The following is a 14,014-nucleotide window of genomic DNA, read 5'->3' as shown; positions in this document are numbered from 1 at the left end:
CGAGATCGCCGCAATGGCCTTTACCGATATCTTCATCAAGCGACCGGTCCTGTCGGTCGTCGTCAGCCTGCTGATCCTGCTGATCGGCCTGCGCGCGGCGATGGTGCTGCCGATCCGGCAATATCCCAAACTGTCGAACACGGTCGTCAACGTCACGACGGTGTATCCCGGCGCGTCCGCCGACCTGATCCAGGGCTTCATCACCACGCCGATCGAGCAGGCGGTCGCTTCGGCCGAAGGCGTCGATTACATCACCTCGTCCTCGGTGCAGGGCACCTCGACGATCCAGATCTACATCAAGCTGAACTTCGACCCGAACCAGGCGCTCACCGAGGTGCTCGCCAAGGTGAACTCGGTCAAATATCTGATCCCAAAGGAATCCAACGACCCGATCGTCACCAAGACGACGGGCCAGACCACGGCCGTGATGTATCTCGGCTTTTCCTCGGAGGAGCTGTCGGGCTCGGCAATCTCGGACTATCTGACGCGCGTGGTGCAGCCGGTGCTGTCGACCGTCGACGGCGTGGCGTCGGCCGACATTCTGGGCGGTCAGACCTTTGCGATGCGGCTGTGGCTTGATCCCGTGAAGATGGCCGGTCGCAACGTGTCGCCTGGGGACATCGCGGCCGCGATCACCGCCAACAACTTCCAGTCGGCGGCCGGCCAGACCAAGGGCTATCTGATCGTCTCGAACATCTCGACGAACACGGGCCTGACCGACGTCAACCAGTTCAGGAAGATGATCGTCAAGGCCAAGGACGGCGGCTTCGTGCGGATGGAGGACATCGCGACCGTCGAGCTTGCTGCGCAAAGCACGGATGCGAGCGTCGCCTTCAACGGCGAGCACGCGATCTTTATCGGCGTGCAGGCCACTCCGCAAGGCAACCCGCTGACGCTGGTGAAGGGCGTGCGCGCGCTGTTCCCCGAGCTCGAGCGCAACCTGCCGCCGTCGATGAAGATGAAGGTCGCCTACGACTCGACCAAGTTCATCCAATCCTCGATCGACGAGGTCGAGAAGACGCTGGGCGAGGCCGTGATTATCGTCATCGTGGTGATCTTCCTGTTCCTGGCCTCGTTCCGCTCGGTGATCATTCCCGTCGTCACGATTCCCTTGTCGATGATCGGCGTCTGTACGCTGATGCTCGCATTCGGCTTCAGCTTCAACCTCTTGACGCTGCTCGCGATGGTGCTCGCGATCGGCCTCGTGGTCGACGACGCCATCGTGGTGGTGGAGAACATCCACCGCCATCTGGAGGAGGGCAAGACACCGGTGCAGGCGGCCCTGCAAGGCGCGCGCGAGATCGTCGGCCCCGTTGTCTCGATGACCATAACGCTCGCTGCCGTGTACGCGCCGATCGGCTTCCTTGGCGGCCTCACCGGCTCGCTGTTCCGCGAATTCGCGTTCACGCTCGCGGGCTCGGTGATCGTGTCGGGAGTCATCGCGCTGACGCTGTCGCCGATGATGTGCTCGGTGCTGCTCAAGAACACCGAAGAGGGCCGCTTCGCCAAGCTCGTGAACAAGGTGTTCGGCGCCGTGACGCGCTGGTACGGCCGCAGGCTCGACCGCTCGCTCGACTACAAGGCGGTGACCGGCCTGTTCGCGGTGACGATCCTCGGCCTCGTCGGCTTCCTCTATATGCACACCTCGAAGGAGCTGGCGCCGGAAGAAGACCAGGGCATCGTGTTTGCGGTGACCAAGGCGCCGAAATACGCCAATATCGACTATCTCGATTTCTACGGCGAAAAGCTCGACAAGAAGTTTCAAAGCTTCCCCGAGACCGATTTGCGCTTCGTGCTGAATGGCATCAACGGCCCGCAGGGCGGTATTGCCGGCATGCTGCTCAAGCCGTGGGACGAGCGCAAGCGTTCGTCGATCCAGTTGAAGCCGCTGGTGCAGGGTGAGCTCTCCAAGATCGAGGGCGTGCAGGCGTTCGCCTTCAACCTGCCGCCGCTGCCGGGTGGGCCGGGAGGCCTGCCGGTGCAGATGGTGATCAATTCGACCGCCGGCTTCCAGACCGTCTATGAACAGATGGAGAAGCTGAAGGACGCCGCGCGCAAGAGCGGCATGTTCATCGTCTCCGACAGCGATCTCGCCTTCAACCAGCCTACGGTGAAGGTGAAGATCGATCGTACCAAGGCGCAGGACCTCGGCATCAACATGCAGAACGTCGGTAGCGCGCTGGCCGTGCTGCTCGGCGGCAACTATATCAACCGCTTCAACCTGGAGGGACGCTCCTACCAGGTGATCCCGCAGGTTCCGCGGGAGAAGCGGCTCTCGCCGGAGGCGCTCGACGGTTACTACGTCACGACCAACACGGGCCAGCAGGTTCCGCTGTCCACCGTGCTGTCGATCGAGACCTCGACCGAACCGAACTCCCTGACGCACTATAATCAGCTGAACTCGGCGACCTTCTCGGCCGTGCCGATGCCCGGCGTGACCGTTGGCGCTGCGGTCGACTTCCTCGAAGGCGAGGCCAAGAAGCTGCCGCAAGGCTTCAGCCACGACTATCTCGCCGATAGCCGGCAATACGTGCAGGAAGGCAATCAGCTCGCGATCACCTTCGCTTTCGCGCTGATCATCATCTTCCTGGTGCTGGCGGCGCAGTTCGAGAGCCTGCGCGATCCGCTGGTCATCATGATCTCGGTACCGATGGCGATCGTCGGTGCGCTGATCCCGCTGTTCTTCGGCGCCGCGACGATGAACATCTACACCCAGGTCGGCCTGCTGACACTCGTCGGCCTGATCACCAAGCACGGCATCCTGATGGTGGAGTTCGCCAACGAGCTGCAGGTCAACGAACGGCTCGATCGCCGTTCGGCGATCGAAATGTCGGCCCGTATCCGTCTGCGGCCGATCCTGATGACGACGGCTGCGATGGTCACCGGCCTGATTCCGCTGTTGACCGCGACCGGTGCGGGTGCGGCCAGCCGCTTCTCGATCGGTCTCGTGGTCGTAGCCGGCATGTCGATCGGCACGCTGTTCACGCTGTTCGTGCTGCCGGCGGTCTATGTGGTGCTCGCGACCGACCACCGCGCCAAGACCGAATCGGAGCGGAACAAGCAGATCGAGGCGCTGGACGTCGGCTCCAGCGCGCTGCGGCCGACCTGAGGCCGTTCAATCCAAGGTGAGGAGCGGCAATGGCCATCGCCATTGCCGCTTTTTTCTTGTCCCGTGCTAGACTTGTGCCGCGCAAAGGTTGCACCGGGGCAGGGAAGGCATGATGAGGCGGCGCGAATTCCTGGGAGGGCTCGGCTGCGTTTCGCTGTTGTGGCCGGGCTCGGTCGCGGCACAGGGCGGCAAGATCTACCGTCTTGGCACGCTGACACCGATCGTGCCCATCACCGAGACAAGTCCAACCGGCAAGATCCTGATCAAGGTGCTCGGCGAGCGCGGCTTCAGTCTTGGCCAGAATCTGACTCTTGAGGCGCGGGGCGCGGCGGGCGATCTCACGAAGCTCCCCCCGCTGATCGCCGAGCTGAAGTCCAGGGGCGTCGACGCCATCGTGATCATTGGCTACCCGACGGCCATGGCCGCCAAGGCCGCGGGCGTGCCGACGGTCGCGGCCAGTGGCGTCGGCGACCCCGTCGAGACCCGGCTCATCGAAAGCCTCGCCCATCCCGGCGGCAACATCACCGGAATTTCGGATGTCGCGGCGACGCTCAGTGCCAAGCGGCTGGCGTTGTTGAAGGAGATGTCGCCGAAACTGACCAAGGTCGCCATGCTCTGGAACAAGGACGACCTCGGCATGACCATGCGCTATCAGGCATCGGCGAAGGCCGCCCAGGCGCTTGGGCTGACCGTGCAGGCGCTCGGTGTCCGCGAGCCCGACGATTTCGACGAGGCCTTCTCGGTGATGTCAGGCGATTTGCCGGACGGCATCCTGATGGTGGCGGATGCGCTCACCATTCTCAACCGCAAGCGGGTGTTCGAGTTCGCCGCCGTCCGGAAGCTGCCGGCGATCTACGAAAATGATGACTTCGCCCGCGACGGCGGGCTGATGTCCTACGGGCCGGACGTGTCGGAATGTTTCGAGCGGGCAGCAGCACTGGTCGCTCGCATTTTCAGCGGGGCGAACCCCGGCGATCTGCCGTTCGAGCAGCCGACCCGCTATCCCCTCGCGCTCAACCTGAAGACGGCGAAAGCGACCGGACTCGAGATTCCACCCACCTTGCTGGCCCTCGCGGACGAAGTCATCGAGTAACCTTGTGCGCTGCGGCAAGAGACAAGCACCGGCCTTCTTGCTAGGTTTGGCGGGATGAGCATTTCCCTCCATCCCGACACGCCGCAGGGCCGGTCGCTGCCTGGTAGCGCAGCGGCGAGCGATGCCGCTTCCGGGGAGGTCCCGCGGCCCGGGATCCGGAGCCGTCTGTTCACCAAATATGTCGGGCTGTTCGTGGCTGTCGTGGGTATTGCGCTGCTCGCCAACGGTCTCTTCGAGGTGTTCTTCTATTATCGCGAGCACAAGACCGCGCTGATCCGCGTTCAGCGCGAACAGGCCGAGGCGGCCGCCGCCAAGATCAGCCAGTTCGTCAAGGAGATCGAGAGCCAGCTTGGCTGGACCACGCAACTGCCATGGTCGCCTGGCTCGATCGAGCAGCGCCGCTTCGATGCGCTGCGGCTTCTGCGCCAGGTTCCGGCCATCACCGAACTCGCCCAGGTCGATTCGACCGGCAAGGAGCGCTTGCGCGTCTCGCGCCTGGCGATGGACGTCGTCGATAGCGGGATCGATCTCTCCACGGATGCGAAATTCACCGAGGCCGTTGCGCACAAGGTCTATTACGGGCCGGTCTATTTCCGGAGAGAATCCGAGCCCTACATGACGCTGGCGCTCGCCGGCACGCGCAAGGACGCCGGCGTCAGCATCGCGGAAGTCAATCTCAAGCTGATCTGGGACGTCGTTTCGCAGATCAAGGTCGGCGAGCATGGGCATGCCTATGTGGTGGGCTCACAGGGCCGGCTGATCGCGCATCCCGATATCAGCCTGGTATTGCGCAACACCGACATGTCGAGACTCGAACAGGTGCGCGCCGCGCAGGCCGGCGGCGGGACCATGCCTGACTCGTTGCAGGAGGCGACGAATATCCAGGGGCAGAAGGTGCTGACGGCGTCTGCGCCGATCGCGCCACTGGGCTGGACCATGTTCGTGGAGCTTCCGGTCGAGGAGGCCTATGCCTCGCTCTATGCCTCCCTGCAACGTCTCGCCATCGTGCTGCTCGCGGCATCCATCTTCGCAGTGCTCGCGGGGATCTTCCTGGCGCGCCGCATGGTCGGCCCGATCCAGGCGCTGCGCACCGGCGCCGAGCGCATCGGAGGCGGCGACTTCTCGCAGCGCATCTCGATCAAGACCGGCGACGAGCTGGAAGGGCTCGCCAACCAGTTCAACGACATGGGCGCGCGCTTGCAGGAGTCCTACGCGGATTTGGAAAACAAGGTCGAGCAGCGCACGGCGGAATTGAGCGAATCCCTGCAGCAGCAGACGGCGACCGCCGACGTGCTCAAGGTGATCAGCCGTTCCGCGTTCGATCTGAAATCCGTGCTGACAACGCTGACGGAATCAGCGCAGGCGCTGTGCGGCGCCACGCTCGGCATCATCTGCCTGCGCGATGGCGAGGTGATGCGGCTCAAAGCCGAGTCGGGCTGCACGCAAGCCTTCATCGATTTCATGCAGGCTCACCCGATCAGGCCGGGACGTGAGACCATCACCGGCCGCGTCTTCATGGACGGCAAGCCGGTTCACGTTCCCGACATTCGCGAGGACTCCGAATATGACTTCGGACAGGCGCCTGTGATCGGCCTCTATCGTGCCGTGCTCGCCGTGCCGCTGATGCGCGACAAGGCGGTTGAAGGTGTGCTTCTGCTGGGACGGCCCGATCCGGGCCCCTTCAGCCAGCGCCAGATGGACCTCGTCCAGACCTTCGCCGACCAGGCGGTCATTGCGATCGAGAATGTGCGCCTGTTCGAGCAGGTCCAGGAGCGCACCAAGGAGCTCTCCCAGTCCCTCGACGAGCTGCGCACCGCACAGGATCGCCTGATCCAGACCGAGAAGCTGGCCTCGCTCGGTCAGCTCACCGCCGGCATCGCGCACGAGATCAAGAATCCGCTGAATTTCGTCAACAATTTCTCGTCGGTCTCGACCGAGCTGATCGACGAGCTCAAAGAGGTGCTGCAAGGAGCCGGCCTCGACGACAAGGCCAAGGAGGAGGTCGCCGAGCTTACCCATATGCTCAAGGGCAACCTCGAGAAGGTGGTGCAGCACGGCAGGCGTGCGGACTCCATCGTCAAGAACATGCTGCTGCATTCGCGCGAAGGCTCGGGCGAGCGGCGGCCGGCGGACATCAACGCGCTCGTCGAGGAGAGCCTCAACCTCGCCTATCACGGCGCGCGTGCCGAAAAGCCGGGCTTCAACATCACGCTCAAGCGCGACCTCGATCCGGCCGCCGGCATGCTCGACATCTATCCGCAGGAGATCACCCGCGTCTTCCTCAACCTGATTTCGAACGGCTTCTATGCCGCGACCAAGCGCAAAGAGAGCGAGGGCGGTGAGTTTGAGCCGACGCTGAGCGCGTCAACCAGGAATCTCGGCAACAAGGTCGAAATCAGGATCCGCGACAACGGCACCGGCATCCCGCCCGAGGTGAAGGAAAAAATGTTCAATCCCTTCTTCACCACCAAACCGGCCGGCGAGGGAACCGGGCTTGGCCTGTCGATGAGTCACGACATCGTGGTGAAACAGCATGGCGGCACGGTCGACGTAAATACTGAGCCGGGTGCTTTCACCGAATTCATCATTACGCTGCCGCGCTTGCTGGCAGAAGGCAATACCGGAGGCAGGAATTGAACGTCTATATCCTTGTCGTCGACGATGAGCCCGACGTTGAGGCGCTGTTTCGTCAGCAGTTCCGCCGAGACCTGCGCGCGGGCCGTTTCCAGATGGAATTTGCCCCGTCCGCGCCGGTGGCGATCGAACGCGCCGTCGAAGTGCGCGATCCCTCGCTGATCCTGATCCTCTCCGACATCAACATGCCCGGCATGAGCGGGCTCGACATGTTGCCGAAGGTGCGCGCAGAACGCCCGGATGTGCCCGTGATCATGATTACGGCCTACGGCGATGCGGAAACACGGCGGAAGGCGATCGAGCGCGGCGCGGTGGGACTTCTGACCAAGCCGATCGATTTTGCGCTGTTGCGGCAGGAGATCGACACCAGGCTCGAGCAAGCGGCATGACATCCACGATTCTCGTTGTCGATGATGAACCCGATCTGGAGGCGCTGGTTCTCCAGAAGTTTCGCAGGCAGATTCGCGAGGGGCTCGTCAGCTTCATGTTTGCCCATGATGGCATCGAGGCACTGCAATCGATCGAGCTGCATCCGCATGTCGATCTGGTGGTGTCCGACATCAACATGCCGCGGATGGACGGGCTCTCGCTGCTCCAGAAACTCCAGGAGGCCGAGGACAAGAAGTCGACCATCATCGTCTCCGCCTATGGCGATATGAGCAACATCCGCACCGCGATGAACCGCGGCGCCTTCGACTTCCTGACCAAGCCGATCGACTTCGCGGATCTGGAGGCCACGATCCAGAAGACCATCCGCCACGTCGAGACGCTGCGCGAGGCGCGTCGCCGGCAGGCCGAAGCCGAGCGCGCGCATGCCTCGCTGTCGCGCTATTTCTCACCCGAGATCGCCAAGCGTCTGGCCGCGGCGAGCGGCGAGAGCGACGGCATGGACGTGCAGTGGCGCGACGTCGCGACCATTTTCACCGATATCACCGGCTTCACGACGCTGGTCGAGAGTGCGGCACCGGAGACGCTGGGCGAGCTTCTCAACGCCTATGTCGGCGGGATGACCGATGTTGTGTTCGAGCACGAGGGCACCGTTGCAAAGATCATCGGCGATGCCATCCAGGTGCTGTTCAACGCCCCCGGGGATCAACCCGATTTTGCGACGCGTGCGGTCGCCTGCGCGCACGATCTCGATATATGGGCCGAAGGCTTTCGGCAGCGCTGGAAAGACAAGGGCGTCAATTTTGGCGCGACACGCATCGGCGTCCACGCCGGGCCCGCACTGGTTGGTAATTTCGGCGGCAGCCGCTTCTTCGACTACACCGCCTATGGCGATACCATCAACACGGCGGCGCGGCTGGAAGCCGCCAACAAGTATTTGGGCACGCGTATCTGCGTCAGCGCCACCATCGCCAAGGGCGTAGCCAATTTCCAGGGGCGGCCGGTGGGTGACCTCATGCTGCGCGGCCGCAGCGAGCCGCTGCGCGCCTTCGAGCCGCTCCCGCAAGCAAAGTTCGAAATGCCTCTGACGACGCAATACTCCGAAGCCTTTGCCAAGCTTGAAGCCGGTGACGTCGCGGCCATGCCGGCCTTCGCCGCGCTGGTCGGCATGCACGCCGACGATGCGCTGGCCGGTTTTCACCTCAAGCGCCTGCTCAACGGCGCCAAGGGCGTCCGCATGCAACTGGAATAGGGCTTCGAAGATGACCCGCGAATTCGCCGCCGGCAATTATCGCTTCATTCCGTCCGTGTTCCAGTATTCGGCGGGTGCCGCCGCCGACCCCGGCTACGAGATCGAGCGCGTCCGCTTCGATCGTCTCCTGCCTCTCGCCGAGGGATTTGCGCAAGCCGCCAAATTTATCCAGGAGGCCGGGCGTCCGCTGACGGCGTTCTGCGCCTGCGAGCTGCGCTCGCCGGCCGCGTTCACGGAAGAGGGTTTCCGCAACTTCAATCTGCACTACGTCAAGACGCTGTCGGAGTGGGGCATCTTCGACGGCACCACCAATCCGGTAGCGCGCAGCAATGTCTGTCCCGAGATCGATCCGCCCGCCGAGCCTTCCTTCCACGCGTTCTCCTTCACGCGGCCGACGCGATCGAGCCCGCCGAGTTTCGTAATTGCCGGAGGCGCCGAGGCGCGAGAGGGAAGCGGCAGCTATGTCGAGCGCACCGTGCGCTACCGCGACCTGAGCCCGGAAGGCATCACGGAGAAGGTCCGCTCCACCACGTCGCAGATGGAGAGCCGCCTTTCGGCATTTGGTTTCGGCTGGAAGGAGACAACGGCCGTGCAGGCCTATTCGATCCGCGATTTCCACCACGCGCTGGCCGACGAACTGGTCCGTCGTGGCGCTTTGCGCTCCGGCCTGACCTGGCACTTTGCACGGCCGCCGGTGGTGGATCTCGAATTCGAGATGGATTGCCGGCGCGTGGTGCGCGAGGTCGTGATCTAGCGCTGGCGCGGATCGAGCGCATCGCGCAGGCCGTCGCCGAGCAGGTTCAGGGACAGCACGACCAGGAAAATCGCAAGGCCCGGCCATATCGCCATCCACGGCGCCTGCGTCAGGAAGCGCTGGGCGGCGTTGAGCATGCTGCCCCAGGACGGCGCCGGCGGCTGCTGGCCGAGCCCCAGGAATGAAAGCGCGGCCTCCGCGATGATCGCGGCGGCGATCGACAGCGTCGCCTGGACCAGGAGCGCCGGCAGGATGTTGGGCAGGATGTGAGCGAATGCGATCCGCCAGGACGGGTTGCCGAGCGCGCGCGCAGCTTCGACATAATCCTCGGCCTTGACGCTCAGCACCTGCCCGCGGGTCAGGCGAATGAACACTGGCGTTGCCGAGATGCCGATCGCGATCATGGCGTTGCCGAGGCTTGGACCCAGGAACGCCGCGAGCGCGATAGCCAGGATCAGGAACGGGCATGCGAGCATCGCATCGGTGATCCGGCTGATCAGCGCGTCGGTGAAGCCGCCGCGATAGCCGGCAAGCAGGCCGAGCGGTACGCCGATGCCAAGCGCAATCGCGACCGAGATAGCGCCAGCGAGCAGTGAGGCGCGCGCGCCATAGATGACGCGGCTCAATATGTCGCGGCCGAGCTCATCGGTGCCGAACCAATGCAGCGCGGTGGGGGCTTTTCGCACCAGGCTCCAGCTCGTGGCGACGGGATCATAGGGAACGATCAGCGGCGCCAGCAGGGCCAGCAGGATGAACACCGTCATCACGACGAGCCCCAGGACCGCCGCCTTGCGCTTGAACAGGCGTCGCCGGGCGCGGCGTGCGGGGCTGTCGAGCTCGCTCGTATCAGTGAAGGGATCGGCCGAGAGCGCGGTGTCGGCCATGGGCTAACCTCTTAGCCGCGGATTGACGAGGATATAGGCGATGTCGGCGATCAGGTTGAGCGTGATGTAGATCGTCGCGGTGACCAGCACGACACCCTGCACGACCGCATAGTCGCGGTTGAACACGGCGTCCACGATCAGCTTGCCGAAACCGGGTATCGAAAAGATCTGCTCGGTCAGTACCGCGCCCGACAAGAGTGTGCCGAGCTCGAGCGCACCGAGCGTGATCACCGGCGTCAGCGCATTGCGCATGGCGTGCTTGAGGATGACGGTCCGCTCCAGGAGGCCCTTGGCGCGCGCGGTGCGGACATAGTCGCTCTCCAGCACCTGAAGCATGGCGCTGCGCGTATGCCGCATCAAGATCGCGGCGATGGCATTGCCGAGCACGAAGGCTGGCATGATCGTGGCGGCAAGGCTCGCGCGCCAGTCCTCGGTCAGCGGCACATAGCCGGAGGCCGGCAGCCAGCCGAGCTCGATCGAGAACAGGAAGATCAGCATGATGCCGAGCCAGAAGTTCGGCGTCGAGATGCCCCACAGCGCGAACAGGTTGGCACCGTAGTCCCAGGCCGTGCCTTTCTTGACCGCCGAGACGATGCCGGCGGGAATGCCGATCAGGAACGCGATCAGGATCGCCATCGACGCGAGCTGCAGCGTCACGGGAAGCTTCTGCGCGATCAGCGTGCGCACCGGCATCTTGTTGCGCAGGGATTCGCCGAAGTCGCCGGTCAGAACGCCCTTCACCCAATAGGCGTATTGGACGGGGATCGGCTGATCGAGCCGGTATTGCCGGCGGATCTGCTCGATCACGGCGGGATCACGCTCCTCGCCGGCCATCACCAGCGCCGGATCGCCCGGCAGGAGTTGCTGGAGCGAGAAGATCAGCACCGACACGAAGAACAGCGTCGGGATGATCTGCGCGAGACGGCGGGCGAGGAAGTTCAGCATGGACGCTCCCATGTCCGGGGTGCGGCGCAACATGCAATGTTGCGACGCTCAACCGGGACCCATGCATCATTGTTTGGGGGTCTGGGTCCCGGCTCTGCGGTGCAGCGCTCGCGCGCCGCGCCGCGTCCGGGACACGAGCGGGTTGCCAAGCGCGTCACTTCAGCTTGAGGCCGACGACACGTACGAGGCCGTCCGGCATCTGCTTGTATCCTTCAAGCTTGGTCGTGTGAGCGATGATGATGCGGCGGTGGTAGAGATAGAGGATCGGTTCTTCCTCCTGAACCAGCTTCGCCAGAGTCTCATAGATCGCCTTGCGCTTGTCGGGATCGCTGACGAGCCGGGCTTCCTCGAGCGCCTTGTCGGCCTGTGCATTGTTCCACGCGCCGTAGTTCTGCGGCGCATCGCTGTGCAGGAAGATGTAGGAGTTGCCGTCGGGGTCGACGCGGCCGCTCCAGGCGAGCATGAAGGCCTGATAATCACCGGCCTCGGCCTGCTTGAGCCCGGTCGCAAACTCAGTGACACGGATCTTCATGTCGAAGCCGGCTTCCGCCGCCATCGACTGGATCACCTGCGCCGGCGTTTCGGTTTCCGCGCCTTTCGGCACCAGGAAATCGACGCTGACAGGCGGCGTCACACCGGCTTCCTTCAACAGCGCCTTGGCCTTCTCCACGTTGCGGGCGCGGACCGGAAACGCCTTCTGATAATAGGGGTGGTCGGGATTGACCCATTGGTTGCCGACCTGAAACTCGCCGTTGAAAACGACCTGGTTGATCGCCTCGCGGTCGATGGCCAGATCGAGCGCCTGGCGCACCTTTGCGGACTGGCTGAGCGGTCCTTTGGCCTTGTCCTTGCCGATGTTGAGCGTGACGCCCTGATAGCCGAGCTCGATCGCGGTCGCGACCTTCAGCCGCGAGTCGGCCCGCACGTCCTTCAGATCGGTCGCGAGCACCCGCTCGATCAGGTCGAGCCCGCCGGATTTCAGATTGGCAAGGCGCACGGTTGAATCGACGATCGGCTGGAACACGACGCGGTCGATGAAGATGTTGTCCTTGTTCCAATAGTCGGCGAATTTCTCGAAAACGATGCGGTCCTGCTGTACGCGTTCGACGAATTTGTAGGGACCGGCGCAGACCGGATGCAGGCCGAACTTGTCGCCTTCGGCCTTGGCCGCTTTCGGCGAGACCATCATGCCGGCGCGATCGGTGAGCTGTGCGAGCAGCGGCGAGAACGGCGCCTTCAGCACCAGCCTGATGGTGAGGGGATCGACCACCTCGACATGGTCGACCGAGGCGAGCTCGGGCTTGCGGAACGAGCCGGGGAGAGTGAGGTGCCGCTCGAGCGAGAACTTTGCCGCTTCCGCGTCGAACGGCTCGCCATCATGGAATTTCACGCCGGGCCGGAGCTTGATCACGAGCGCTTTGCCGTCGTCGGCGGTCTCGCTGGACAGCGCGAGCTGCGGCACGATGTTGAGCTTCTCGTCGATGTCGAACAGCTTGTCGCAGAATGCGGCGAACACGATGCGGCCGACATAGGTGCGCGCCATGGTCGGATCGAGGATATCGGGGTCCTCGGCAAGCCCGATACGCAGCGTGGTCTGGGCCTGCACGGCGCCGAGCGACATCAGCAATGTGGCGGTGGTGGCCGCGAGGCGGAACATCTTCATTGCATCATCCCCATAGCTGGCGGCTACCTAGGTGCCGGTGCATCTTGTATACCAACCCCGGAGGGGCCAGCGCCTTCCGTCTTTCGGCTGAAGGCGGTAACCAATTTCGCAAGCGCCGGCGACAACGCGTACGGGGCTGGCAGGACGGCGTCGGCCGGCGGCAGTTCCGCGACGCGGTGACACGCCGTGGCGTGGCCGCTGCCATCAGCCAAAAGTTGCGGTGCCTCGCTGCGGCAGCGGTCGATCACGAACGGGCAGCGAGTGTGAAAGCGGCAGCCTGCCGGCGGGTTGAGCGCGCTCGGCATCTCGCCCTTGAGCAGGATGGTGCTTCGCTTTGCGTGCGGCTGCGGCAAGGGGATCGCGGACAGCAGCGCGCGGCTATAGGGATGGCGCGGCGCGGCGAAGAGCGCGTCGGCTTCGGCCGTCTCGACGATGCGGCCGAGGTTCATCACCGCGACGCGGTCGGCGATATGCTTCACCACGGCAAGGTCGTGGGACACGAAGATGTAGGCGAGGCCGAGCCGGTCCTGCAATTCGCGCAGCAGGTTCAGGATCTGCGAGCGGATCGATACGTCGAGCGCCGAGACCGGCTCGTCGCAGATGATCAGCCCGGGCTCGACCGCGAGCGCACGGGCAATCGCGATGCGCTGGCGCTGGCCGCCCGAGAATTCGTGCGGATAGCGGCGCGCCAGCCGCGGCTCAAGTCCGACCAGCTGCAACAGTTCTTCGACGCGTTCGCGCCGCCGTGATGGCGGGACGAGGTCATGCAGCGCCAGCGGCTCGGTCAGGATCTGGCTGACCGTCATCCGGGGGTTGAGGGAGGCGTAGGGGTCCTGAAAGATGATCTGCGCCTTTCGGCGGAAGGCGCGCAGCGCGTTGGCGTCAAGCTTGAGCAGATCGCGCCCCTCGAAACGAACGCTGCCGGCGTCCGGCTCGATCAACCGCAGCACCAGGCGGCTGACCGTCGATTTGCCGCAGCCGGATTCGCCGACCAGTGCCAGCGTCTTGCCAGCTTCAAGTGTAAAGCTGACACCGTCGACGGCCTTGACGAGGGCCCTGGGTCTGCCGAGCAGCGAGCGCTCGGCGACGAAATGCTTGACCAGATTTTCGACCTCGAGCAGCGCTGTCATCGCGTCCACTCCTCGCGAGGACTTGTCTCGTGTCCCGGGCGCGGCGCAACGCGAAGTGTTGCGCCGCTGAACCGGGACCCAGCTCGTCGCAAAATGGGCCCCGGTTCAGCAGCGCACCACTGCACTGCGCTTGTGCTGCGCCGCGCCCGGGGCACGAGAGAAG

Annotated in this window: 10 protein-coding genes; 6 read left to right on the top strand and 4 right to left on the bottom strand. The window is 64.1% G+C overall.

From position 1 onward, the window contains the following. The first annotated feature begins 13 nt into the window (after window positions 1-13). The 6 genes from Q3C01_RS05870 to cnbZ all read left to right on the top strand — a co-directional run bounded on the left by Q3C01_RS05870 (window position 14) and on the right by cnbZ (window position 9,229). A complete protein-coding gene (locus Q3C01_RS05870) occupies window positions 14-3,109 on the top strand; it encodes a MexW/MexI family multidrug efflux RND transporter permease subunit (protein ID WP_458144388.1) in 3,096 nt (1,031 codons plus the stop codon). A 112-nt stretch (window positions 3,110-3,221) separates the two neighbouring features. Then, entirely contained in the window at window positions 3,222-4,202 is a 981-nt protein-coding gene (locus Q3C01_RS05865; RefSeq protein WP_458144387.1) for an ABC transporter substrate-binding protein, read from the top strand. A 54-nt stretch (window positions 4,203-4,256) separates the two neighbouring features. Beyond that, window positions 4,257-6,839, top strand: coding sequence for an ATP-binding protein (locus Q3C01_RS05860; RefSeq protein ID WP_458144386.1), 2,583 nt, complete (start codon window positions 4,257-4,259; stop codon window positions 6,837-6,839). Continuing rightward, complete coding sequence (locus tag Q3C01_RS05855; RefSeq protein ID WP_027525497.1) at window positions 6,836-7,225, top strand: response regulator; 390 nt, start codon at window positions 6,836-6,838, stop codon at window positions 7,223-7,225. The genes Q3C01_RS05860 and Q3C01_RS05855 overlap by 4 nt, the downstream gene beginning before the upstream one ends. Next, window positions 7,222-8,475, top strand: coding sequence for an adenylate/guanylate cyclase domain-containing protein (locus Q3C01_RS05850; RefSeq protein WP_458144385.1), 1,254 nt, complete (start codon window positions 7,222-7,224; stop codon window positions 8,473-8,475). The genes Q3C01_RS05855 and Q3C01_RS05850 overlap by 4 nt, the downstream gene beginning before the upstream one ends. Before the next feature lie 10 nt (window positions 8,476-8,485). Further along, window positions 8,486-9,229 carry a 2-amino-5-chloromuconate deaminase CnbZ gene (cnbZ, locus tag Q3C01_RS05845; RefSeq protein WP_458144384.1) on the top strand — a complete coding sequence of 248 codons (744 nt, stop codon included), beginning with the start codon at window positions 8,486-8,488 and terminating at the stop codon, window positions 9,227-9,229. Here cnbZ and Q3C01_RS05840 read toward each other — a convergent pair. From Q3C01_RS05840 to Q3C01_RS05825, 4 genes are all read right to left on the bottom strand, one after another. After that, a complete protein-coding gene (locus tag Q3C01_RS05840; protein WP_458144383.1) occupies window positions 9,226-10,113 on the bottom strand; it encodes an ABC transporter permease in 888 nt (295 codons plus the stop codon). The genes cnbZ and Q3C01_RS05840 overlap by 4 nt on opposite strands. A 3-nt stretch (window positions 10,114-10,116) precedes the next feature. Further along, window positions 10,117-11,058 carry an ABC transporter permease gene (locus tag Q3C01_RS05835; RefSeq protein ID WP_458144382.1) on the bottom strand — a complete coding sequence of 314 codons (942 nt, stop codon included), beginning with the start codon at window positions 11,056-11,058 and terminating at the stop codon, window positions 10,117-10,119. Window positions 11,059-11,212: 154 nt separating this feature from the next. Next, window positions 11,213-12,721 carry an ABC transporter substrate-binding protein gene (locus Q3C01_RS05830; protein WP_458144381.1) on the bottom strand — a complete coding sequence of 503 codons (1,509 nt, stop codon included), beginning with the start codon at window positions 12,719-12,721 and terminating at the stop codon, window positions 11,213-11,215. A gap of 23 nt (window positions 12,722-12,744) precedes the next feature. Then, window positions 12,745-13,851 carry an ABC transporter ATP-binding protein gene (locus Q3C01_RS05825; RefSeq protein ID WP_458144380.1) on the bottom strand — a complete coding sequence of 369 codons (1,107 nt, stop codon included), beginning with the start codon at window positions 13,849-13,851 and terminating at the stop codon, window positions 12,745-12,747. Between the last annotated feature and the right edge of the window lie 163 nt (window positions 13,852-14,014).

The sequence above is a fragment of the Bradyrhizobium sp. UFLA05-109 genome (assembly GCF_054185165.1).
Note: the sequence above shows the minus strand (reverse complement) of the source record. Positions and strands in the feature narration are given on the sequence as shown.

What these genes read in the sequence shown, in the direction of transcription:
- Q3C01_RS05870 (WP_458144388.1), top strand. Translation starts at nt 14, where the DNA reads ATGGCCTTTACCGATATCTTCATCAAGCGACCGGTCCTGTCGGTCGTC.
- Q3C01_RS05850 (WP_458144385.1), top strand. Translation starts at nt 7,222, where the DNA reads ATGACATCCACGATTCTCGTTGTCGATGATGAACCCGATCTGGAGGCG.
- Q3C01_RS05835 (WP_458144382.1), bottom strand. Translation starts at nt 11,058, where the DNA reads ATGCTGAACTTCCTCGCCCGCCGTCTCGCGCAGATCATCCCGACGCTG.
- Q3C01_RS05865 (WP_458144387.1), top strand. Translation starts at nt 3,222, where the DNA reads ATGAGGCGGCGCGAATTCCTGGGAGGGCTCGGCTGCGTTTCGCTGTTG.
- Q3C01_RS05825 (WP_458144380.1), bottom strand. Translation starts at nt 13,851, where the DNA reads ATGACAGCGCTGCTCGAGGTCGAAAATCTGGTCAAGCATTTCGTCGCC.
- cnbZ (WP_458144384.1), top strand. Translation starts at nt 8,486, where the DNA reads ATGACCCGCGAATTCGCCGCCGGCAATTATCGCTTCATTCCGTCCGTG.
- Q3C01_RS05830 (WP_458144381.1), bottom strand. Translation starts at nt 12,721, where the DNA reads ATGAAGATGTTCCGCCTCGCGGCCACCACCGCCACATTGCTGATGTCG.
- Q3C01_RS05840 (WP_458144383.1), bottom strand. Translation starts at nt 10,113, where the DNA reads ATGGCCGACACCGCGCTCTCGGCCGATCCCTTCACTGATACGAGCGAG.
- Q3C01_RS05860 (WP_458144386.1), top strand. Translation starts at nt 4,257, where the DNA reads ATGAGCATTTCCCTCCATCCCGACACGCCGCAGGGCCGGTCGCTGCCT.